Consider the following 21,092-nt stretch of genomic DNA (forward strand, 5'->3'; position numbering starts at 1 on the left):
CACAGCCGCGAGCGCGGGTCTCCGGAGGGGTGCGCCCACGTCGCTGACCCGCACTCACGCCGACTCGACAGCTCTCGCGCCAGCGCACCGCGCTGACCTGAGACCTCCCCTCCGGGTGCCGGCGCGGTGCGCCCACGTGAATGGCGCACACCCGGCGTGAGCGCTCCCCGCGCGCGTGAGCGCGGGTTCCCGGAGGGGCGCGCTCACGTCACAGACCCGCGCCCACGTCAGCGCACCGCGCTGGCGCAACCAGACCGGGCTACTTCGTTCGGTCGAGGACCGCGAAGCGGAAGGTGTAGGTGGCGTCGAGCGTGTCCTCGAGGCCCGTCACGTTCTTCTGGGCGAGGACCGTCTCGGTGCCCTGGAGGAGCGGGATGATCGGAGCCGCGGTCGCGGTCAGCGCCTGGATCTGCTCGATCGCCGCGATGCGCGCCGCCGGGTCGGTCGCCGTCGCCTCGGTGTCGATGAGCGCGTCGACGGCCGGGTCCGAGTAGCCGTTGGCGACGGACGCCCCGGTCGTCGAGTACGCCGAACGCAGGAAGTTGTCGGGGTCCGGGTAGTCCGGGAAGAACCCGAGCTGGTACGCCGGGTAACCGGACTCCGGGTTCAGCTCCTTCACGTAGCTCGTCCACTCCGTCGACTGCAGGTCGACGGTGAACAGACCGGACTCCTCCAGCTGCGACTTGATGAGCGCGTACTCCTGGTCGGAGTCGGGGCCGTAGTGGTCGCTCGTGTACTGGATCGGCAGAGCGACGGGGGTGCTGACGCCCGCGGCCGCGAGGATCGCGGCAGCCTTCGCCGGGTCCGGCGCGTCACCGTACGCGGTCTGGAACGCGGGCGTCGCACCCGTCTGCCCGTCGAGGACGACCGAGTAGGCCGGCGCGTACGTGCCCTTGTAGACCTGGTCGGCGATCTCCTCACGATCGACGAGCGACGCGACCGCCTGCCGGATGGCGAGCTTCTGCGCGTCGTTCGCGCCCGGTTGGGTGTTCAGGTTGAACGTGAGGAACCGCACCGAACCGCCCGGCCCCTCGACGACCTGCAGGTCGGAGTCGCTCCGGAGGTCGGCGACGTCCGTCGCGGTCAGCGAGCGGTAGGCGATGTCGACGTCGCCCTTCTCCAGGTCGAGCCGCAGGTTCGACGCCGTCGTGTACGGCTTGAGCACGACGTGCTGCGTCTTCGCGCGGGTCCCGGAGTAGCGCGAGTTCGCCTCGAGGGAGAGCAGCCCGCCCGCCTGGTAGCTGTCGACCGCGTAGGGGCCGGAGCCGATCACGTCGTCGTCGCTCAGCAGCTTGTCAGCCGGGAAGACCTCTTCGTCGACGATCGGCCCGGCCATGCTCGTGAGCACGTAGGGCCAGGTCTGGTCGTTCGGCACCGTGAGGTGGAAGACGACCTGGTTGTCGTCACCCTCCTCGACGCTGTCGAGGTTCGCGAGCAGCGGCGACGGGCCGTTGTCGGCGGCGATCTCACGGACGCGGGTGAAGGAGTAGACGACGTCCTCGGCGGTGAGCGCGTGACCGTTGGAGAACGTCAGCCCCTCCTTGACCGTGCAGACGTAGGTGGTCTCGTCGGTGAAGTCGCACGATTCCGCCGCGTCGGGCGCGGGGACGACGTCGCCTTCGTCGTAGCTGAGGAGGTGCTGGTAGATCTGGTTCTGCGGCGTGAAGGATCCGCGATCCCAGGCACCGGCCGGGTCGAGCGAGACGATCTGATCGGTCGTGCCGATGACGAGCGCGGTGGTCGTGGTGGTGCCGCCCTGGGCCGTGCAACCGGTGAGGGCGGCGACGACACCGAGGCCGACGGCGACCGTGGCGAATCTGGCGGATCGGTTCATGGAGCGGTTCCTTCGGGTGACTGCGGGAGTGCTGTTGCTGATGGCGCGACGGGTACCGCGTGCGCGGCGAGCGCGAACCTCGGGTGCGGTTCGGCTCCGTCGACGAGATCGGCGATGAGGCGTCCCAGCACCGGGCCGAACTTGAACCCGTGACCGGAGAATCCCGTCGTGACGATGATGCTGTCGATCCGGTCGATCACGAAATCCTCGCTGGGGCTCAGATCGTAGAGGCAGCTGATGGTATGGGGTTTGGACGCGTCGACGCCGGGCACCCATTCGGCGACGTAGGCGGTGAGCCGCGCGAGTTCCTCGGGTTCGGCGAGGCCGTCGCGTTCGTCGGGGTGGACGTGGACGGCACCGCCGTGCAGCCCGACCTTGACCCCCTCGCCCGGCGTCAGCAGCCCGTACACGCTCGACCCCTCGGCGGGGTAGTGGACGAAACTCGGCCAGGCGTCGGCGCGCAGCCCGCTCGGGAAGTGTGCGGGCTGGACCTGCGTCACGACGATCTCGGGCAGCGGACGACCGACGCTGCGAGCGAGCGCGCCGACGAGGTCTGGCGTCCAGGAGCCGGCCGCGACGACCACGTGGTCTGCGACGACGTCGCCCAGCTCGGTGCGGACGACGGCACCGCCGACACCGGCGGTCGCATCGTTCGACCCAGTCGGTTCGACACCCGACACCCGCACGCCGAAGCGCAGGGTCGCTCCGGCCACCTCGGCGAGGTCGAGCAGGGCCTCGATCGCTTCGGCGGAGTACAGTCGCCCGCCGGTCGCGTGGTGGAGGACCTCGCGGTCGAACCGCAGTCCGGGCCAGCGGTCGCTCGCCTGATCCGGGGTGAGGCGCTCCGACGCGACCCCACCTCGGGTCATCGCCGTCTCGATGGCCGCGAGCATCTCGGGGCGGCCGTGGTCGAGCGCGCCGGTGAGGTCGAGCAGCGTCCGCCCGCTCGCCGATTCGAGCGCCCGCCAGGCCGCGAGCGCCTCCGACGTCAGGGCGACGTAGTCGTCGGCGTCGTAGCCCTGACGGAAGATGCGGGTCGCTCCGTGGGAGGAGCCGTGCTCGTAACCGCGCGGGTACCGCTCGAGAAGCAGGACGTCGCGGCCCTGCTCGGCCAGCGAGCGCGCAGCCGCCGCACCGACGATCCCGGCACCGATGACGACGACCTCAGCGCGCGCCGGCAGCGCGGTCGGCGTCGCGTCCGCTGCCGGACCCGGCGCGGTCATCGGCCCGACTCCGCAGGCAGGCCCGACTCCGTCGTCACGCGCTTCGCTGCGGTGCCGCGCGCGTCGACCGCCCGACGGGCCGGCATCGCGGCGGCCACGGCGGCTTCGTCGGCGAACGGACGGGACGGGAACCGACCGGGGGCGTACCGCGACGCGTCGACGAAGGGGCTCTCACCTGTGACGATCAGTTCGGCGAGCATCCGGCCGAGTCCAGGGCCGTGCGTGACCCCGGACTCGTTGTCGCCGGCCACGACGAACAACCCGTCGAGCTCCGGGACGGACCCTGCGATGAAGCGGCGGTCCGCGGTGTACGACACGATCCCCTGCACGGCTTCGGCGTCGTCGACGACGGGCGCGGCGGCCGGGATGAGCTCTGAGACGATCGGCGACAGGTGCTCGCGCATCGCCTCGACGAGGTCGGGGCGGTCCGGTCGGCGATCCGCGGGGCTGTCGCGCACGGCGAGCGCCTCGTAGCCGACGCCGTTGCCGTACGTGAGACCACCGAGGTGTTCCCTGATCCACAGTCCGTCCAGCTCCGGGATCATGAGGGTCGGCACCTCGCCGAGACCGAACGGGGCGGTGGTCAGGCGGCTCGCGATCACCCGCGCGAACGGCAGCACGCGGTCCGTCGCGGCGAGGAGCTCGTTCGTCCAGGACCCTGCGGCGAGGACGACCTCGTCGCCGAGGACGCGCTCGCGGGTGGCGGTCAGCACGCCGACGGCTCGGCCACCTTCGGCGAGGAGATCGACGACGGGCGTCTGCTCGATGATCTCGACGCCCTCGGCCCGGGCGAGCGCCGCGAGCGCGATTCCGGCGTCGGGCGCGCTGATCTGGATGCCGTCGGGATGGATGAACGCCCCGACGATCGCTTCGGGGTCGAGACCCGGAACGAGCTCGGCGGTCTCGACGGCGGTGAGCAGGCGTGCGTCCTCGGGGCGGAGCGGGTGCTCGGCGAACGGCAGCAGGTGGTCGAGCACGGCCTGCTCGGTGAGGGCGAGCCACACGTTGCCCGTGTTCCGCAGCCCGATGTCGTATCCGGCAGCGTCGAGCCCGCGGTAGAAGTCGAGGCCGGCCTGCTCGAGGGCGAGTTCCGACTCGTCCCAGTACCAGGCGTAGCCCGCCGCCCAGAGGCCGACGAAGCCCGCTCCGGCTGCGGTGGTCGCACCGGCGGCGGTGCCCGACTCGAGGATCGTCACCCGTCGACCGGCGCGGGCGAGGTGGACGGCGGTCGCCAGGCCGAAGAGGCCGGCGCCGACGATGACGGTGGTTGCGGGGCGGGGGTCGGTCACCCTTCGAGGCTAGTCACTCGCCGTCCAGGGGCCGACCACCCCGTCGCAATCCGACACCCGCCGCGTCCCTCGCCGGCGGGTTCCGCGTCCCCGACTCAGGAGGTGTGCGGCGCGCCGGGCCCGTCAGCGGTCGACGCGCCGGAGGACCCCTGAGTCGGGGACAGGGCGGGGCTAGATGACGCCCTGGGCGAGCATCGCGTCCGCGACCTTGACGAACGCGGCGGTGTTCGCCCCGACGACGTAGTCGCCCGGCCGGCCGTACCGTTCGGCGGCCTCATAAGCGGCGCGGTGCACGCCGTGCATGATGCCGCGCAGTTTCACCTCGCTGTCGTCGAAGGACCACCGCTGCCGGGCCGCGTTCTGGCTCATCTCGAGCGCCGAGGTCGCCACGCCACCGGCGTTCGCCGCCTTCCCCGGGCCGAAGAGGACGCCGGCTTGCTGGAACACCCGCACGGCCTCGGGCGTCGACGGCATGTTCGCGCCCTCCGCGACCGCGATGACGCCGTGTTTCACGAGGGCGATCGCGTCGCGTTCGTGCAGCTCGTTCTGCGTCGCGCTCGGCAGCGCGATCTCCCCTGGGACGTCCCACACGCTGCCGCCGGCGACGAAGTGGGCGCCCTGGCGGCGGGCGGCGTACTCGGAGATCCGGCCGCGCTCGACCTCCTTGATCTGCTTGAGGAGCTCGAGGTCGATGCCGGCGTCGTCGACCACGTACCCGGAGGAGTCCGACGCCGTGACGGCGGTACCACCGAGCTGGTGGACCTTCTCGATCGCATACGTCGCGACGTTCCCGGAGCCCGACACGATGACGCGCTTGCCTTCGACCCCGCGGCCGTCGACGGCGAGCATCTCGTCCACGAAGAAGACCGTCCCGTACCCGGTCGCCTCGGTGCGCACCTCGGCGCCGCCCCAGCCGACGCCCTTGCCGGTGAACATGCCCGACTCGTGACGGTTGGTGATCTTCCGGTACTGGCCGAAGAGGAAGCCGATCTCGCGCGCGCCGACGCCGATGTCGCCGGCCGGGACGTCGGTGTGCTCGCCGAGGTGGCGGTAGAGCTCGTTCATGAAGCTCTGGCAGAAGCGCATGATCTCGGCGTCCGATCGCCCGTGCGGGTCGAAGTCGCTGCCGCCCTTGGCGCCGCCGATGCCCTGCGCGGTGAGAGCGTTCTTGAAGATCTGCTCGAACCCGAGGAACTTCACGATCGACAGGTTCACACTCGGGTGGAAGCGCAACCCGCCCTTGTACGGGCCGAGCGCCGAGTTGAACTGGACGCGGAAGCCGCGGTTCACCTGCACCCGGTTGCGGTCGTCGGTCCACGGCACGCGGAACACGACCTGCCGCTCGGGTTCGACGAGGCGTTCGAGGATGCCCGCCTCGAGGTACTCCGGGTGTTCCTCGAGCGCCGGGCGGATGGACTCGAGGACTTCGAGGAGTGCCTGGTGGAACTCGGGTTCGCCCGCGTTGCGCCGCATGGCGGCCTCCGCGACGGCGTGGACGGGGTCGGTGGACATGGTGGTGCCGGTCACTGTGGTGCTTTCTGATCGGCCGACCAGGCGTCTCCGGCTGTCGTTCGACGGTGGTCGGAGGCAGTGGAGCGCGACTCGCCGGCGGGGAGGTACACGGGCCGTCGTGGGGCCTCGGCAAGCCTGGCAGCCGCGATAGATATCCGTCAAACGTCGACTAGACGAGCCGACCGGACCGGTGGGACGACGGCCTAGAGGTGGTCGCGCTCCGCGGCCTCGCTCGGGATGATCGGGATCGCGAGGGCCGGGAGCACCGCGACCGCGAGGAAGGCGAGCGGATAGCCCACCAGGCCGATGAGCGCGCCGACCGCCGGGCCGACGACCGACGCGGCGATGAACTGGCCGGTGTTCTGCGCTCCCAGCGCCCGCCCCGCCCAGGTGGGGCCTGCCATCTCCGCGACCGAGGTGAAGGCGAGCCCGTTGTCGGCGACCGTCACCGCACTGGCGACGACGAGCGCGACGGCGACCGCCACCGGCCACTGCAGCAGCCCGACACCGGCGAGGAGCAGCATGACGACGACCGCCGACACCGCCACCCAGCGCAGCGGCCGCACCCGGCTGCCGAGGCGGTCGCTCAACACCCCGACGCCGATCCGACCGATCGCTCCGACGAACTGCGCGACACCGACGAGCGCGCCCGCCGCGAGCGCGTTCCAGCCCTGATCGGCGACGAGCCAGACGAGCGCGAAGGTCGTGAGGGTGAACTGCGGCACCACGAGCAGGATCGACACGGCGTGGATGCGCCAGAGGAAGCCGTCGCCTCGGTAGGGGTTGCGGGGTCGCGCGGCCACAGGGTTCGGCGTCGTCGCCGTCGGGACCGGCTTCGACACCACGGTCCGTGGCGGATTCCGGAGTCCGATCGTGCAGGCCACGGCGAGGACACCCGTCGCGACGAGCGAGATCACGAGGGCGGCGGAGATGCCCGACGCCGCCGCCACGGATGGCACCGTCACCGCGGCCGCCGTGACGCCGAGGGGCTGCGACATCTGACGGATCCCCATCGCGAGACCGCGGCGGTCCTTCGGGAACCAGCCGACGACGATCCGGCCGCTCGCAGAGTTCGTGCTCGCTGAGGCGGCGCCACCGAGGAGGAGTAGCACGCCGAGCGGACCGTAGCCGAGCGACGGGATGAGGCCGTCCGCGGCGATCGCCCCGGCAGCGGCCAGAGCGGTGAGGGCGAGGCCGCCGGCGATGACGATGCGCTCGCCGACACGGTCGGCCAGCCAGCCCCAGGCGATGAGCGTCAGCACCATGCCGAGGGTGGGGGCGGCGGCCAGGACGCCGGCCTCGGCGAGCGACATGCCCCGCTCGGCGTGCAGGAGCGGGATGAGGAACGCCGGGGTGCTGACGAAGAGCGTGCCGGCGGTCTGCGCGGCGACACCGAGCCCGAGGACGGTCCAGGCCCGACCGGCGTTCGGCATCGGTGGACGCGCCCCGCGAGCGATCGCCGGGGCCTCGGGGGCTGGTGTCGATCCGGTCATCGTGCCGCTTCCTGCGGTGGGTGTCTCCCACTGCTAGCATGACGGTACACCATTTTGGTATACCAATTGTCACCGGCCGGATCGGGAACACGCATGAGTAGTCCGACGCAGACCACGCAGCTCTACGAGCGTCTCCGCGGGGCGATCCTGACCCTCGACCTCGCGCCCGGGCAGCCGCTCACCGAGCGCGGGCTCGAGCAACGGTTCGCGGCGTCACGGACGCCCGTGCGCGCCGCACTCACCCGGCTCGAGGCCGAGGGTCTGGCGCGTCGGGACGGCCGCGGCTGGATCGTGGCACCCATCGACCTCGAGGAGATCGGGCTCATCGCCGAGGTCCGCGAGGCGCTCGAGACCGCCGGCGTCCGGCTCGCCGCCGGACGCGCGACCGAAGCGCAGCTCGCCGCGATCCGCACCCTCCTCGACGAGCCCCGCCCCGACGACGAGCACACGGTCCTCCGCGTCGGCGGCGACTTCCACGAGGAGCTCGCGGCGCTGTCGGCGAACCACCTGCTCGCCGAAGGGGTGCGCGGCGCGATGGTCAGGCTCGCCCGCACCCGTTGGCTCGAGGTGCGGACGCCTGAGGCCCGAGAGCAGGCCGCCACGGAGCACCGCGCCATCCTCGATGCGGTCGCGGCGCGCGACCCCGAGCGCGCGGCGGACCTCGTCGCGCGCCACATCCGCGGGACGAACGAGCGGCTCATCGCATCGCTCACCGCCGACCAGCGGCGCCTCCGCGGTCACGGTGTCGACATCGTCAGCTGAACGCGACACCCGACCGCCACGGCGGCTCAGTCGTCGAGCGGCTCCGCCGACAGCAGCCCGCGCAACCAGTCACGGGCCTCGATGAACACCTCGTCGTTGTAGCGCGAGTGGTAGTCGACGGCGGTGCGGTCGGCGCTCGGGTACGAGCCCAGGAAGATCACGTTCGGGCTGAACCGCCGGAGCCCGAGCAGGGCGTCGGCCATCCGCTCGTCCTCGATGTGACCGAGGGCGTCGATCACGAAGCGGTAGCGGCCGAGCGCGTCGCCGATGGGCCGGGACTCGATGAGACTCAGGTTCACACCTCGCGTGGAGAACTGCTCGAGCATGCCGAGCAGCGAGCCGGACTCGTCGTTCGGCAATTCGACGATGAGGCTCGTCTTGTCGGCGCCCGTCCTGGCCGGGATCTCCCGTGAGCGACTGACGACGACGAAGCGGGTCACGGCGTTCGGGTTGTCGCCGATGTTCTCCGCGAGGAGGTCGAGGTCGTAGTGGTTCACGATGCCGGGCGGGGCGACCGCGGCGTCGGCGGTCGAGGTGCCGTCGAGCAGGGAGGCTGCGGCGGCGACGTTGCTCGACGCCGGGATGTGTCCGTGCGAGGGCAGCTTGGCGTCGAGCCAGAGGTGGCACTGCCCGTAGGCGACGGGGTGCGCGTTGACGACCGCGACGTCCTCGAGGCGGGTTCCGGGGCGGGCGACGAGTACGAAGTTCACCGGCACGAGCACTTCGCCGACGATGCGGAGACCGGGCATCGTGGCGAGTGCATCCTGCGCCACGGACACGCCCCCGTCGACCGAGTTCTCGATGGCGATGACCGCGGCAGTGCTGCGCCCCTCGAGGACGTCGCCGAGCGCCTCGCCGACGTTCGACACGGGCTTCCAGATCTGACCCTTGGCCTCCTCGACCTGGCCGAGCGCCACCTCGGTGAAGGTCCCGCTCGGACCGAGGAAACTGTAGCTCCGGAGGGCGTCGTCGGCGGGTGCGGCTGGCATGCCTCCGAGCGTACCGTGTGCTTTGCGACACGCTCTGGAACGGCCGTTGACTCCCATGCAGGTCACATTCGGGTGATTTCCAGGAAGATCGGGCCGTTTCGGCCCCGATACCCCCCGTTTTGAGCTATTCAAATCACGCCAATACCCGTCACAATGGATACAAGGGTGTATTGAGCGCTGCCGCTCGTCTCGGGAAGCGAGTTCACGGCCGTTCGTCTCCCCGATCTCGATGCGTGACCCATGTCGCGCGAGGCGCCACCCGACGGGCTGAGACAGGAACAGGAGTGACGTGACGAGTGTCTTCACCGACGCCGCCCCGCGGTCCACTCCCCGGCTGAACCTGGCGAGCGGCGGCGAGGCCGTGTTCAGCCTCGGCTCCTCCTGGAACCTCCCGTCGTTGTCGCTGCCGGCCTGGGTGCACCGGCCGATCTCGGCCGCCCGAGCGACACTCGTCAAGTCGCTCGTCATGACCGTCGCGATCGCCGCGATCCTGGCCGGCGTCGTCACGGTGACGCAGACCTCGACCGCCGGCGCGACCGCGATCTCCGCCGCCGACTTCGCACCGGCGGCCTCCTCCGTCCCGACGATGACGGCCGCCGCCTTCACCACCGCCTACGCCGGCGACCTCGCTGCGGCGGCGACGGCCCTCACGACGATGTCCTCATCGCAGGTCGCACAGCTGTGGACCGAGCTCGCTCCCGGCTACCGCGCACTGCTCATCACCGGTTACCCGGCGGTCATCGGCAACCTCGAGGGCGTCGCCTACACGGACCGGGCGACGGCCAACGTCTCCCGCCTCGCCGGCCTCCTCGCCGACACCGAGGCGAGCTACCGCTCGCTGACGGTGAGCAGCGACCAGGTCGACGGGCAGGCGGACTCGGCGGCGCTCGCCACGACCCTGTCGCGGCTGGACGCGATCAAGCTGCTCGTCGACCGGTACTCGCCGGACGCGATCGCCGCCCGCCTCCAGCCGGAGTACCTCATCACCTTGCAGGCGGGCGGCTCCGGACCCCCGCGGGTCGCTGTCGCCGTGGGAGACGTGGACACCGCCGCCTACGTCACGGTGTTCGTCCCCGGGATGAACAGCAGCGCCCTCGAACTCGACGACTACCTGCGCGGGGCGAAGCGCATCCAGAGCGCCGCAGCCGACAGCGCGGTCATCCTCTGGATCGGCGGACACAGCCCGAGCGCGCTCGAAGTGCCGTCGAACGACCGGGCGGTCGAAGGAGCACCCCTGCTCGCCGGAGTGCTCGCCGGATACGACGCCGTCCGTTCCGCGCGCGGCATCGTCTCCCAGTTGAGCGTCGTGGCGCACTCCTACGGCACGGCGACGGCCTCGCTGGCGTTGGCGTCCGGCGACTACCACGTCGACGACTTCGTCATGCTCGGCTCGGCCGGCATCCCGACGGAGATCGGGATCGAGGATCTGCACGTCCCGGCCGGCCGCGTGTACGCCTCCCAGGCGAGCGCCGACACCCTCGCCGGTCTCGGCCAGTTCCTGTCCGGTCGGGCCGATCCTGCGATGAGCTCCTGGGGCGCGACCATCTTCGGCTCCGACGGCCTGACGCTCGGCGACGGCGACCACCTCGGCGCCGTCGACGGGCACAACGCGGTCGGGTCGAGCAACGCCGACGACCGGGGGAAGTACCTCGGGCCGGCGACCGAGAGCCTCTACGCGATCCAGCGCATCGTCACGGGTCAGGCGTCCGCGGTCGACGATCTGACGACGCCCGGGTCGTCCCACCAGCGCGGCTCCGTGCCGGATGCCGCGGGCGTCGGGGCGGGCGCATCCACGACGAGCTCCTCCACGAACACCTCCGCTTCCGCCTCGGCCGCGGCGCTCCTCGCCACGCACTAGTCGACGGCCCTCCACAGGTACCTGGAGCAGCGCCCACTCCACAGATCCGTGTCGGCTCACCCCTGCGCCGATGGGAGAAGGTAGCGTGGTTGACATACCGGCATACGCCTTCGTCGGCTCGCAACCTGGTTGGAAGATGCCGTCCGATCGAGAGAGCCCCTGGGCGTCAGCGAAGCCGTGCTCGCGGGGTAGATCCGGATCGTGACCCAGCGTCGGATCTTCGTCGATCCCACTCCGATCTCCGTCGCGCTGGACCAGATGCAGCGACTCCGCGACGAGCCCGGGGTACAGGTGGTCCGCCCTGGCCCGTCGTTCTGGACGGTCTTCACCTCGCTGTGTGCAGCGGTCGAGGCCCGAGGCAACCTCGTCTCGGACGCGGCCCACGCCGCACTCGCGATCGAACACCGGGCGACCTTCGTGACGCTCGATGGCGACTTCGTGCGCTTCCCGGACCTCCGGTGGGAATCGCCGCTCGCCACGGGTCAAGCGCCTTCCTGACATCGGTCGTTCCTGCCAGACTGGTGCGATGAACGATCGCGCAGGTACCCCCGCCACCGAAGCAGATCTGATCGACGTCCCGTCGCTCATCGACGCCTACTACACACTGAAGCCGGACGTCTCGATCCCCGAGCAGCGGGTGGTGTTCGGCACCTCCGGCCACCGCGGCTCCTCGCTGAACACCGCGTTCAACCAGGACCACATCGCCGCGACCACGCAGGCGATCGTCGAGTACCGCACGAGCCAGGGGATCACCGGGCCGCTCTTCATCGGATCCGACACCCACGCGCTCAGTGGGCCGGCGCAGACGACGGCGCTCGAGGTCCTGGTCGCCAACGGTGTGCGCGTCCTGGTGGACGAGTTCGACGACTTCGTCCCGACCCCCGCGCTCAGCCACGCGATCCTCAAGTACAACGCCGAGGGCAACGGCGACCAGGCGGACGGCATCGTCGTCACGCCCAGCCACAACCCGCCGGCCGACGGCGGCTTCAAGTACAACCCCCCGCACGGCGGACCTGCCGACTCCGACGCGACCTCCTGGATCGCGAACCGCGCCAACGAGCTCATCGCCGGTGGGCTGCACGACGTCAAGATGGCGGAACCGTCCGCCGTCGAGACGTACGACTTCCGCGGCAACTACGTCGACGACCTGAAGCACATCATCAACCTCGACGCCATCAAGCGCAGCGGGATCCGCATCGGCGCCGACCCCCTCGGCGGTGCGAGCGTCCACTACTGGCAGGCGATCGCCGACCGTTACGAGATCGACCTCACCGTCGTGAACCCGCACGTCGACCCGGCCTGGGCGTTCATGACGCTCGACTGGGACGGCAAGATCCGCATGGACCCGTCGTCGCCCTCCGCCATGGCGGCGCTCGTCGCACGACGCGACGAGTTCGACCTCCTCACCGGCAACGACGCCGACGCCGACCGCCACGGCATCGTCACGCCCGACGCCGGGCTCATGAACCCCAACCACTACCTCGCCGTCGCGATCGACTACCTCTACGCGAACCGGCCGGGCTGGCGCGACGACGCCGCCGTGGGCAAGACCCTCGTGTCGTCGTCGGTCGTCGACCGCGTGGCCGAGTCCCTCGGACGCCGCCTCTGGGAGGTCCCGGTCGGCTTCAAATGGTTCGTCCCCGGTCTCGTCGACGGTTCGGTCGGCTTCGGTGGCGAGGAGAGCGCCGGTGCGAGCTTCCTCCGCTTCGACGGCTCGGTGTGGACCACCGACAAGGACGGCATCCTCCTCTGCCTGCTCGCCGCGGAGATCCTCGCCGTGACGGGCAAGACCCCCTCGGTGCTCTACCGCGAACTGACCGAGCGCTTCGGCGACCCCGTGTACGAGCGCGTCGACGCCGCAGCCTCGAAGGAACAGAAGGCGCGGCTCGGCAAGCTCGACGGCGACGCCATCACGGCGACCGAGCTCGCCGGGGACCCGATCGTCGCGAAGCTCAGCCATGCGCCGGGCAACAATGCGGCCATCGGCGGCGTCAAGGTCGTGACCGAGCATGCGTGGTTCGCCGCGCGTCCGTCCGGCACCGAGGACGTCTACAAGATCTACGCCGAGTCGTTCAAGGGCGCGGAGCACCTCAAGCTCGTCCAGGCGGAGGCGAAGCAGATCGTCGACGCCGCCCTCGGCGCCTAGCTCATCTCCTGGTTCCTGAGCCTGTCGAAGGGCGGTTCCTGAGCCTGTCGAAGGGCGCACTTCGACAGGCTCAGTGACCGGTCTTCCCTGACGCTACCCCGGTCCCTGAGCCGACGCCCGGTCCCTGAGCCGACGCCCGGTCCCTGAGCCTGTCGAAGGGCTAGTTCAGGTATCCGGGGGCCGCGGGGAGCCCGAAGAACTCTTCGAGCGTCGTCACGCCCGTGTTGTGCATCTCGGTCGCGAGCGGCACGCCGATGTAGCGGTAGTGCCACGGCTCGAACGAGAAGCCGGTGACGTCGACCTTGTCGGCCGGGTACCGCAGCAGGAAACCGAAGCGGTAGGCGTTCGCGGCGAGCCACTGGCCCTCCGCCGTGTCGCCGAAGCAGGTGTTGAGCGAGCAGTTGCCGCTCTCGGCACCGATGTCCATCGTCCAGCCGGTCTGGTGCTCGCTGTAGCCGGGGCGCGCGGTCGTCGAGTCGTCGGGTTCGCTGTCGTACACCGACACCTGGCTCGAGTAGCTGCGGTAGGCGCTGTTCGAAGCGAGCGACAGGCCGGCCTCGGCTGAAGCGGTGTCGAACAGCTGCACGATCGCGGCGGCGGCCTCGGCACGCAACAGCGGGTCCCAGGTGTGGGCGACGGGGACAGACACGAGGTCCGGTGGCGTGTAGTCGACCGGGTTCAGCGGCCGGGTCTTGTTGACGACCACCCACGGGCTCAGCGGGTCGTCGATCGAGTAGGCGGCCTTGTCGAACGCCGGCGGGGCGGGGGGCGCGACCGGCACCGTCTCCGTCGGTGTCGGCGTCGGCGTGGGGGTCGGCGTCGGGGTGACGGACGGGGTCGCGCTCGGCGTCTTCGTGGCGGCGGCCGGGGTGGGCGTGGCGCCGCCGGCGATGTTCACGACGAGCACCACCAGCAGGATCGCGAGCGCGGCGGCCAGGACGCTCAACGCGATCACGCGGTTGCGTCGGACGCGCCGCGAAACCGGGCGTCGGTGGGAGGGCTGGTGGGCTGCGGTCACACGTCGAGCCTAACCGCGACACGGCGCATGCGCCTCTGCCACACTGTCGACAGGCTTGCACACCGGACGAGGGGCCCGACCATGACCGCAGGGACGCCAGCACACCACGCGCCGACGCACCGGAAGCGCCCGCGGTTCCGTCGGCTCCTGACCGCGGCCGCCGTCGTGATCGGTCTCGGCCTCGTCGTCGCGGTCGTCGCGGCCATCACCCCGTGGCCGTCCGCGCTCCTCATCCGCTCGGTGTTCGAACGCGGCGGTGCTGCGACGGTCGCCGAGATGGAGCCGTACGTCCCCGACACGAAGCTCACGGAGTTCCGCGACATCGCGTACGCGGCACCGGACGGCGGCCGACCACAGGTGGACACCACCCTCGACGTCTTCACCCCGGCGGACGGCACCGAACCGCTGACCACGATCGTCTGGATCCACGGCGGCGCCTGGATCTCCGGCGAGAAGGGCAACGTCGAACCCTACCTCCGCATCCTCGCGGCTGAGGGGTACACGACGATCGCGGTCAACTACACGATCGCTCCCGAGGCCGTCTATCCGACGGCCGTGAACCAGCTCAACGACGCCCTCGCGTACATCTCGGAGCACGCCGCCGAGTGGAACGGGAACCCGGACCGCCTGGTGCTCGCGGGCGACTCAGCGGGATCGCAGCTCGCCAGCCAGCTCGCCGTCCTCACGACCAACCCCGACTACGCGACGCTGTCGGGCATGACCCCTGGCATCGCTGCGGACCAGCTCGTCGGGACGATCCTCAACTGCGGGGTCTACGACCTGCCGGCGATGGCCGAGCTCGACGGCATCGGCGCCTGGGGTCTCCAGACCGCCCTCTGGGCCTACGCCGGCACGAAGGACTGGTCGGAGACGTCGACCGGCGCGCTCATGTCGACGATCGACTTCGTCACCGCCGACTTCCCGCCGACCTTCATCACCGGTGGGAACGGCGACGCGCTCACCTGGCTGCAGTCGGTCCCGATGAGCAGTGCCCTCGAGGACGCCGGCGTCGACGTCACGAAGCTCTTCTGGGCCGCGGACCACGAGCCGGCGCTCCCCCACGAGTACCAGTTCCACCTCGACCTCGACGACGCCCACGTGGCACTCACCGCCACCCTGGACTACCTCGCGGCGCTCGACACGGACCTCGACGCAGCGCCGACCACCGCGCCCTGACCGAAGCGGTTGCCGCGCAACTTGCGCCGGGTGTAAGTTTGCACACTACGCAAAATCCCCAACGTCGGTGCGCCTGCAGACCGGCGCGCCCAGAGTCGAACGAGACCGCATGTCATCCAGTTCCCCCGCCTCGACCGAGCCGTCGGGATCCGCCCCCGTCCTCAGCCACCGGCAGATCCTCTTCATCATCTTCGGCCTCATGGCCGGGATGTTCCTCTCCGCACTCGACCAGACCATCGTCGGCACCTCGATGCGCACGATCGCCGACGACCTCGACGGCATGGCCCTCCAGGCGTGGGTCACCACCGCGTACCTGATCACCTCGACCGTCTCGACGCCGATCTACGGCAAGCTGTCCGACATCTTCGGCCGCCGCCCGCTGTTCATCATCGCGATCTCGATCTTCCTCATCGGCTCGCTGCTCGCCGGCATGTCCGGTTCGATGTACGAGCTGGCGATCTTCCGTGCCATCCAGGGCCTCGGCGCCGGCGGCCTCATGGCCCTGCCGCTGACGATCATGGGTGACATGCTCGCCCCGCGCGAGCGCGCCAAGTACCAGGGGTACTTCCTCGCGGTCTTCGGCGTCTCGAGTGTCATCGGCCCGCTGATCGGCGGTCTGTTCGCCGGTGCCCCCGAGCTGCTGTTCATCACCGGTTGGCGCTGGGTGTTCCTCATCAACCTGCCGATCGGCGTCATCGCGCTCGCGATCGTCCTCCGCTTCCTGCACATCCCGCACACCCGCCACAGCGTCCGCATCGACTGGTGGGGTGCCGCAACGGTCGTCCTCGCCGTCGTGCCCCTGCTGCTCGTCGCCGAGCAGGGCCGCATCTGGGGCTGGGCCTCGGCAGGGTCCATCGCCTGCTACGCCATCGGGGTCGCCGGCATCGTCGGGTTCATCCTCGTCGAACGGGCGATGGGCGACGACGCACTCATCCCGTTGAAGCTCTTCAAGAACTCCACCTTCCGGGTCGCCACCATCCTCGGCGTGCTCGTCGGGTTCGGCATGTTCGGCGCGATGATGACCGTGCCGCTGTTCCTGCAGCTCGTCGAGGGCGCGACGCCGACCGAGTCCGGTCTGCTGATGCTGCCGATGATCCTCGGCCTCATGATCTCGTCGATCGCGAGCGGCCAGATCATCGCCCGGACCGGCAAGTACAAGGCGTTCCCGATCGTCGGTACCTTCCTGCTCCTGAGCGGCTTCTTCTACTTCAGCTTCGCGACGGCCGACAAGCCCGTCTGGTGGATGATGGGCGGCATGCTGCTCGTCGGCCTCGGACTCGGCCAGCTGATGCAGACGCTGACGATCGCGAGCCAGAACGCCGTCGAGGCACGCGACATCGGGGTGGCGACGAGCTCGTCGACCTTCTTCCGCCAGATCGGTGGAACGTTGGGCACGGCCGTCATCTTCTCCGTGCTCTACACGCGGATCCCGACGACCATCGCGGCGGCGTTCGCCGACCCGACGCTCAGCGAGCGGGTCCGGGCCGCGGCGCAGGACCCGGCCGTGCTGTCGGACCCGGCGAACGAGGGCATCCTCAAGGTGCTGCAGCGTGCGCAGGAGAACAGCGGCTCGGCCGGTTCCGCGCTCGACGGCGACACCTCGTTCCTCGTCGGTGCAAATCACGACCTGGCCGCGCCGTTCCTCACGGGGTTCGCGGATGCGACCGTGACCGTGTTCTGGGTGAGCTTCGCGGTGGTCGCCGTCGCGTTCGTGCTGAGTTGGTTCCTCAAGGCGCCGCCGCTGCGGGCGAAGTCGGCGCTGCAGGAGCGAACCGATGCCCAGGCTGCGGAGGACGCCGAGGACGAGTTGTCGCTCGCCGCCCAGCGTGCCGCCGAGCTGGCGGGGTCGCAGCTGTCACCCGACACCGCGAGCAACCGCGTCGTCGATCCCTCCACCCGTCGCTGACCGTCGTTCGTCGGTTTGCCAGCGCACCGCGCTGGCGTGAGCGCGGGCTGACCGCCGCCAGCGCACCGCGCTGGCGGGGGCATCCGGGTGTCAGCGCGGCGCGCTGACGTGAGCGCTGTCGAATCGGCGCCACCGCGGCCCCAGCACGTGAGCGCGCCCCTCTGGAGGGGCGCGCTCACTCCGTAGACCCGCGCTCGCGTCAGCGCACCGCGCTGGCGCCACACCCCACCCACACGCGAGACCGACATGAGAGCGCTCTCAGCAGGCGATAGCATGGGCGTGCACCCAGCCACGAGGAGCTTCGATGACGCACGCCCCCCAGCCCACCACCCGCCCGGCCCTGATCCTGCCGCCGTTCCTCTGGGGTTCCGCCACCGCGGCCGCCCAGGTCGAGGGGGCGGCACACGAGGACGGCAAGGAGGACTCCATCTGGGACGCCTTCGCCCGGGTGCCCGGAGCGATCGCCAACGGTGACGACCTCGAGGTCGCCGTCGACCACTACCACCGCACCGCCGGCGACATCGCGATCATGTCCGAGCTGGGCCTCGACGCCTACCGCTTCTCCACGAGCTGGGCGCGCATCAAGCCGGGCGACCGCGACGTCAACCCAGCCGGCCTCGACTTCTACAGTCGCCTGGTCGACCAGCTCCTCGACGCCGGCATCCTCCCCTGGCTCACCCTGTACCACTGGGACCTTCCGCAGGCGCTCGAGGAGCAGGGCGGCTGGACGAACCGCGACACCGCCCTGCGCTTCGTCGACTACGCCGAGGCGACCTACGACGCGCTCGGCGACCGCGTCCGGCACTGGACGACCTTCAACGAACCGTTCTGCTCCTCACTCCTCGGCTATGCGGTCGGCGTGCACGCACCGGGTCGCCGCGACGAGGCCGCCGCGCTCGCCGCCATCCACCACCAGCACCTCGCCCACGGGCTGGCGACCACCCGCCTCCGCGAGCTCGGTGCCGAGCAGATCGGCATCACCCTCAACCTCACCAACGCGATCCCGGCGGACCCCACCGACCCGGCCGACGTCGACGCCGCCCGCCGCGTCGACGGCATCATGAACCGCATCTTCCTCGAACCGATCGTCCTCGGCGAGTACCCGGCCGACGTCGCCCAAGACCTCGAGGGCCTCGGCCTCGACACACTCGTCCACGACGGCGACCTCGAGACCATCTCCGCCCCGATCGACTTCCTCGGCGTCAACCACTACCACGACGACCTCGTGTCGGGTCACCCCGACGACTCCGGCGCCGACGGCGGCCACTCCGGCGCGACCGAGCGCGAGGCCGGTTCGCCGTGGCTCGCCTCCCCCGACATCTCCTTCCCGAGCCGCGGACTCCCGCGCACCGCGATGGACTGGGAGGTGCACCCCGCCGGCCTCCGCACCCTGCTCGTCCGGCTCGGCCGCGAGTACCCGACGCTGCCGCCGCTGTACGTGACCGAGAACGGTGCGGCCTACGACGACGTCGTCGCGGAGGACGGCCGCATCCACGACGTCGACCGCGACGTCTTCATCCAGGACCACATCGACCAGGTGGAGCTCGCGATCGCCGACGGCGCCGACGTGCGCGGCTACTTCGTCTGGTCGCTGCTCGACAACTTCGAGTGGGCCTACGGCTACGACAAGCGGTTCGGCATCGTGCGGGTCGACTACGACACGCAGGAGCGCACGATCAAGGACAGCGGACTGGCGTACGCACGCCGCATCGCCGCCTCGCGTGTGGTGCCCGCCGTGGCGGAGCTTCCCTGACGCAGGAACACTCCGGCGTGTCGCGATCGAGGGGCCGCGACACCCCGGTCGCCTCCTGAGGAGCGGCACCGGCCACGGACGTCCAGGCGCCCGGCGATACACTGCACTCGGCACGCTCACCCGCTCGGAAGGGGACGATGATGCAGTCCGGTCAAGGGGCCCCGACACTCGAGATGGTGGCGGCACGCGCAGGCGTCTCCCGCGCGACCGTGTCGCGCGTCGTCAACGGCTCGCCGAAGGTCACGGCCGAGGTCGTCGCGGTCGTGAACGAGGCGATCGCCGCGCTCGACTACGTCCCGAACCGCGCCGCCCGGTCCCTGGCCTCCCGCCGGACCCAGGTCATCGCGCTCGTCGTCCCGGAGTCGACCGCCCGGGTGTTCTCGGACCCCTTCTTCGCGGCGGTCGTGCAGGGAGTGGCCCTCGAGCTGGCGGAGACCGACTACACACTCAACCTCCTCATCGCGAGTGAGGCGAACTCCGAGAAGACCCGCCGATACCTGCTCGGCGGCAACGTCGACGGCGCGCTCGTCGTGTCACACCACAGTGGCGACCACTCGTACACGCGGCTCGGCCAGGAGCTCCCGATCGTGTTCGGCGGTCGCCCGATGGGTGCCGACGTCGTCGACAGCACCTACGTCGACGTCGACAACGTCGAGGGCGCGAGGACCGCGGCCCGTCACCTCATCGAGGCCGGCCGGACGCGGATCGCGACGATCGCGGGCCGTCAGGACATGCCGGGTGGGGTCGACCGACTCGCCGGGTGGCGCGCGGAGCTCGAGGTCGCGGGTCTTCCGCACGACCTCGTCGAGGTGGGCGACTTCTCCCCGGCCGACGGCGCTGCCGCGATGCGGCGTCTCCTCGCGCGCGGGGTGCCCATCGACGGACTCTTCGCCGCGAACGACCAGATGGCCGCCGGCGCCTACTCCGTCATCCGCGAAGCCGGCCTGACGATCCCCGGTGACATCGCCGTCGTGGGCTACGACGACGACCGCTACGGCGAGACCGCCGCACCGCCGCTCACGACGATCGCGCAGTCGCCCATCGACCTCGGTGCCGAGATGGCGAGGGTGCTGGTCCGTCGCCTCGCCGGCGAGCCGGTCGAGCGCGTCACGATGATGCCGACCCGCCTCGTCCCGCGCGCCTCCGTCTGACCCTCCCCACCAGCCCGCGAACGGTCACCAGACGACAGTCCCGGGCGCAGCGACTGTGCCGAACTGACAGTTCGCGGGCTAGGAGAGGCGGGAGCGGATGATCTCGATCGCCTGCGGGTTCTCGTCGACGAGGACGTAACGACGACCGAGCGCCTTCGCGACCGCCCCCGTCGTCCCACTGCCGGCGAAGAAGTCGAGCACCCAGTCGCCCTCGCGGGAGGACGCCTGCACGATGCGACGCAGGATCCCTTCCGGCTTCTGCGTCGGGTACCCGGTCTTCTCACGGCCGGTCGGCGACACGATCGTGTGCCACCAGACGTCGGTGGGGAGCTTGCCGCGCGCCGCCTTCTCCGCGGTGACGAGCCCGGGCGCCATGTAGGGCTCGCGGTCGACGGTCGCGTTGTCGAAGTGGTACCCCTTCGGGTCCTTCACGTAGACGAGGATCGTGTCGTGCTTCGTCGGCCAGCGGCTCTGCGCCTTCGCGCCGTAGTCGTAGGCCCAGATGATCTCGTTGAGGAAGCACTCCCGGCCGAAGAGGGCGTCGAGGAGCACCTTCGCGTAGTGCGCCTCGCGGTAGTCGAGGTGGAGGTAGAGGGTGCCGTCGGCGGCCAGGACGCGCCAGGCCTCGACGAGTCGCGGCTCGAGGAAGCCCCAGTAGTCGTCGAAAGCGTCGTCGAAGCGTCTGAGGTCGCCGCGGATGCGCTCGTACGCCTGCCCTTTGAAGCCGGCGAAACGGTTCACCCCCGTCTCAGCGGTGCGCACCGAGGTCGAGGAGTGGCGACGCTGCACGCGGCCGGTGTTGAACGGCGGGTCGAGATAGATGAGCGTGAACGCCTCGTCGGGCAATTGGGCCACGACGTCGAGGTTGTCGCCCTGGAGGACGAGGTCGGGGCCGTCCGGGGTCCATCGCAGCGGCACTTCATCGGCTGCTGCGGCGAGGGACATGTGCCTATTCTGGCAGCCCGCGGCCTGCACACCCGGG

16 protein-coding genes are annotated in these 21,092 nt (G+C 70.6%); 8 read left to right on the forward strand and 8 right to left on the reverse strand.

The features are described from left to right. Nucleotides 1–259 precede the first annotated feature (259 nt). The 5 genes from QRN44_RS01215 to QRN44_RS01235 all read right to left on the reverse strand — a co-directional run bounded on the left by QRN44_RS01215 (nt 260) and on the right by QRN44_RS01235 (nt 7,351). On the reverse strand, nt 260–1,834 hold the full coding sequence (locus QRN44_RS01215) for an ABC transporter substrate-binding protein (RefSeq protein WP_285038092.1): 1,575 nt from the start codon (nt 1,832–1,834) through the stop codon (nt 260–262). Continuing rightward, the gene (locus QRN44_RS01220) at nt 1,831–3,057 is read right to left on the reverse strand and encodes an FAD-dependent oxidoreductase (protein ID WP_285038093.1); all 1,227 of its coding nucleotides are present in this window, start codon (nt 3,055–3,057) and stop codon (nt 1,831–1,833) included. Before QRN44_RS01220 ends, QRN44_RS01215 begins: the two co-directional genes overlap by 4 nt. Beyond that, nucleotides 3,054–4,346 (reverse strand): NAD(P)/FAD-dependent oxidoreductase, encoded by a 1,293-nt coding sequence (locus tag QRN44_RS01225; RefSeq protein WP_285038094.1) that lies wholly within the window; start codon nt 4,344–4,346, stop codon nt 3,054–3,056. Before QRN44_RS01225 ends, QRN44_RS01220 begins: the two co-directional genes overlap by 4 nt. A gap of 171 nt (nt 4,347–4,517) precedes the next feature. Further along, complete coding sequence (gene gdhA, locus QRN44_RS01230; RefSeq protein WP_285038167.1) at nt 4,518–5,858, reverse strand: NADP-specific glutamate dehydrogenase; 1,341 nt, start codon at nt 5,856–5,858, stop codon at nt 4,518–4,520. Nucleotides 5,859–6,061: 203 nt separating this feature from the next. Continuing rightward, nucleotides 6,062–7,351 carry an MFS transporter gene (locus QRN44_RS01235; RefSeq protein WP_436278720.1) on the reverse strand — a complete coding sequence of 430 codons (1,290 nt, stop codon included), beginning with the start codon at nt 7,349–7,351 and terminating at the stop codon, nt 6,062–6,064. Nucleotides 7,352–7,444: 93 nt separating this feature from the next. On the opposite strand from QRN44_RS01235, the gene QRN44_RS01240 reads away from it, so the two are divergent. Beyond that, entirely contained in the window at nt 7,445–8,113 is a 669-nt protein-coding gene (locus QRN44_RS01240; protein ID WP_285038095.1) for a GntR family transcriptional regulator, read from the forward strand. A gap of 26 nt (nt 8,114–8,139) precedes the next feature. Here QRN44_RS01240 and pheA read toward each other — a convergent pair whose 3' ends face one another. Further along, on the reverse strand, nt 8,140–9,102 hold the full coding sequence (pheA, locus tag QRN44_RS01245; protein ID WP_175117986.1) for a prephenate dehydratase: 963 nt from the start codon (nt 9,100–9,102) through the stop codon (nt 8,140–8,142). A gap of 289 nt (nt 9,103–9,391) precedes the next feature. Between pheA and QRN44_RS01250 the strand changes: the two genes are divergently transcribed. From QRN44_RS01250 to pgm, 3 genes are all read left to right on the forward strand, one after another. Further along, the gene (locus QRN44_RS01250; RefSeq protein ID WP_121292274.1) at nt 9,392–10,960 is read left to right on the forward strand and encodes an alpha/beta hydrolase; all 1,569 of its coding nucleotides are present in this window, start codon (nt 9,392–9,394) and stop codon (nt 10,958–10,960) included. A gap of 201 nt (nt 10,961–11,161) precedes the next feature. Continuing rightward, nucleotides 11,162–11,458 carry a PIN domain-containing protein gene (locus tag QRN44_RS01255; RefSeq protein WP_285038096.1) on the forward strand — a complete coding sequence of 99 codons (297 nt, stop codon included), beginning with the start codon at nt 11,162–11,164 and terminating at the stop codon, nt 11,456–11,458. A gap of 28 nt (nt 11,459–11,486) precedes the next feature. Then, complete coding sequence (gene pgm, locus QRN44_RS01260) at nt 11,487–13,106, forward strand: phosphoglucomutase (alpha-D-glucose-1,6-bisphosphate-dependent) (protein WP_285038097.1); 1,620 nt, start codon at nt 11,487–11,489, stop codon at nt 13,104–13,106. 160 nt (nt 13,107–13,266) lie between these two features. On the opposite strand, the gene QRN44_RS01265 is transcribed toward pgm, so the two are convergent. Then, a complete protein-coding gene (locus QRN44_RS01265) occupies nt 13,267–14,124 on the reverse strand; it encodes a M15 family metallopeptidase (RefSeq protein WP_285038098.1) in 858 nt (285 codons plus the stop codon). Nucleotides 14,125–14,205: 81 nt separating this feature from the next. Between QRN44_RS01265 and QRN44_RS01270 the strand changes: the two genes are divergently transcribed. From QRN44_RS01270 to QRN44_RS01285, 4 genes are all read left to right on the forward strand, one after another. Further along, a complete protein-coding gene (locus tag QRN44_RS01270; RefSeq protein WP_285038099.1) occupies nt 14,206–15,300 on the forward strand; it encodes an alpha/beta hydrolase in 1,095 nt (364 codons plus the stop codon). 109 nt (nt 15,301–15,409) lie between these two features. After that, the gene (locus tag QRN44_RS01275; RefSeq protein WP_071260631.1) at nt 15,410–17,206 is read left to right on the forward strand and encodes an MDR family MFS transporter; all 1,797 of its coding nucleotides are present in this window, start codon (nt 15,410–15,412) and stop codon (nt 17,204–17,206) included. 304 nt (nt 17,207–17,510) lie between these two features. Then, nucleotides 17,511–18,959 carry a GH1 family beta-glucosidase gene (locus tag QRN44_RS01280; protein ID WP_285038100.1) on the forward strand — a complete coding sequence of 483 codons (1,449 nt, stop codon included), beginning with the start codon at nt 17,511–17,513 and terminating at the stop codon, nt 18,957–18,959. A 137-nt stretch (nt 18,960–19,096) separates the two neighbouring features. Continuing rightward, nucleotides 19,097–20,110 carry a LacI family DNA-binding transcriptional regulator gene (locus QRN44_RS01285; protein WP_502928505.1) on the forward strand — a complete coding sequence of 338 codons (1,014 nt, stop codon included), beginning with the start codon at nt 19,097–19,099 and terminating at the stop codon, nt 20,108–20,110. 78 nt (nt 20,111–20,188) lie between these two features. On the opposite strand, the gene QRN44_RS01290 is transcribed toward QRN44_RS01285, so the two are convergent. Beyond that, nucleotides 20,189–21,055 carry a DNA-methyltransferase gene (locus QRN44_RS01290; protein ID WP_121292262.1) on the reverse strand — a complete coding sequence of 289 codons (867 nt, stop codon included), beginning with the start codon at nt 21,053–21,055 and terminating at the stop codon, nt 20,189–20,191. Between the last annotated feature and the right edge of the window lie 37 nt (nt 21,056–21,092).

The organism is Plantibacter sp. lyk4-40-MEA-4 (assembly GCF_030209415.1).
Taxonomy (GTDB): domain Bacteria; phylum Actinomycetota; class Actinomycetes; order Actinomycetales; family Microbacteriaceae; genus Plantibacter; species Plantibacter flavus_A.

Coding starts and splice junctions, on each gene's coding strand:
- QRN44_RS01215 (WP_285038092.1), bottom strand. CDS start 1,834: ATGAACCGATCCGCCAGATTCGCCACGGTCGCCGTCGGCCTCGGTGTC.
- QRN44_RS01220 (WP_285038093.1), bottom strand. CDS start 3,057: ATGACCGCGCCGGGTCCGGCAGCGGACGCGACGCCGACCGCGCTGCCG.
- gdhA (WP_285038167.1), bottom strand. CDS start 5,858: ATGTCCACCGACCCCGTCCACGCCGTCGCGGAGGCCGCCATGCGGCGC.
- QRN44_RS01235 (WP_436278720.1), bottom strand. CDS start 7,351: ATGACCGGATCGACACCAGCCCCCGAGGCCCCGGCGATCGCTCGCGGG.
- QRN44_RS01240 (WP_285038095.1), top strand. CDS start 7,445: ATGAGTAGTCCGACGCAGACCACGCAGCTCTACGAGCGTCTCCGCGGG.
- pheA (WP_175117986.1), bottom strand. CDS start 9,102: ATGCCAGCCGCACCCGCCGACGACGCCCTCCGGAGCTACAGTTTCCTC.
- pgm (WP_285038097.1), top strand. CDS start 11,487: ATGAACGATCGCGCAGGTACCCCCGCCACCGAAGCAGATCTGATCGAC.
- QRN44_RS01270 (WP_285038099.1), top strand. CDS start 14,206: ATGACCGCAGGGACGCCAGCACACCACGCGCCGACGCACCGGAAGCGC.
- QRN44_RS01275 (WP_071260631.1), top strand. CDS start 15,410: ATGTCATCCAGTTCCCCCGCCTCGACCGAGCCGTCGGGATCCGCCCCC.
- QRN44_RS01280 (WP_285038100.1), top strand. CDS start 17,511: ATGACGCACGCCCCCCAGCCCACCACCCGCCCGGCCCTGATCCTGCCG.
- QRN44_RS01285 (WP_502928505.1), top strand. CDS start 19,097: ATGATGCAGTCCGGTCAAGGGGCCCCGACACTCGAGATGGTGGCGGCA.
- QRN44_RS01290 (WP_121292262.1), bottom strand. CDS start 21,055: ATGTCCCTCGCCGCAGCAGCCGATGAAGTGCCGCTGCGATGGACCCCG.